Raw genomic sequence first — 446 nt, 5'->3', positions numbered from 1 at the left:
TTCTTACACCGACCAAAACGGTGTAGTGCCAAATTCAGACTATGAGCGTTTTACCTTAAATGGTTCAACCAATGGCAAAATAAACGATTGGTTAAAAGTAGACCTTTCTATGAACTATACTTATGCAGTGAATAACCAGCCTTTTAAAGGCTCGGGCGGTCCGCTAATTGGTTTGTTGCTTTGGCCGCAAGAAGACAATGCCAAAGATTACCTTACGCCAGCTGGTACCAGAAGAAGGTTTACTACAGCAACAGATTTGACCTCCGAAATAGAAAACCCTTATTTTAATATCAATAAGAATAAAATCAACTCGATCCAGAACAGGATCACTTCTAACTTCGGGTTTACCGTTACGCCGGTAAAATGGCTGAACTTAAAATCTAACATCGGTTTTGATGTGTACAACAACAGAAACCTTTTGTTAAGCCATCCAGAGAGCTCTAGGG

Annotated in this window: 1 protein-coding gene; it reads left to right on the top strand. The window is 40.1% G+C overall.

Annotated features, from left to right (window positions below; all coding sequences use genetic code 11):
• Positions 1 to 446, top strand: a 446-nt coding sequence (locus JHD63_RS22870; RefSeq protein WP_198973107.1) for a hypothetical protein, incomplete at both ends; no start/stop codon positions are given.

Source organism: Xylophilus sp. ASV27, from assembly GCF_016428875.1.
GTDB lineage: Bacteria > Pseudomonadota > Gammaproteobacteria > Burkholderiales > Burkholderiaceae_C > Xylophilus.
This window is presented reverse-complemented; position numbering and strand designations above follow the sequence as displayed.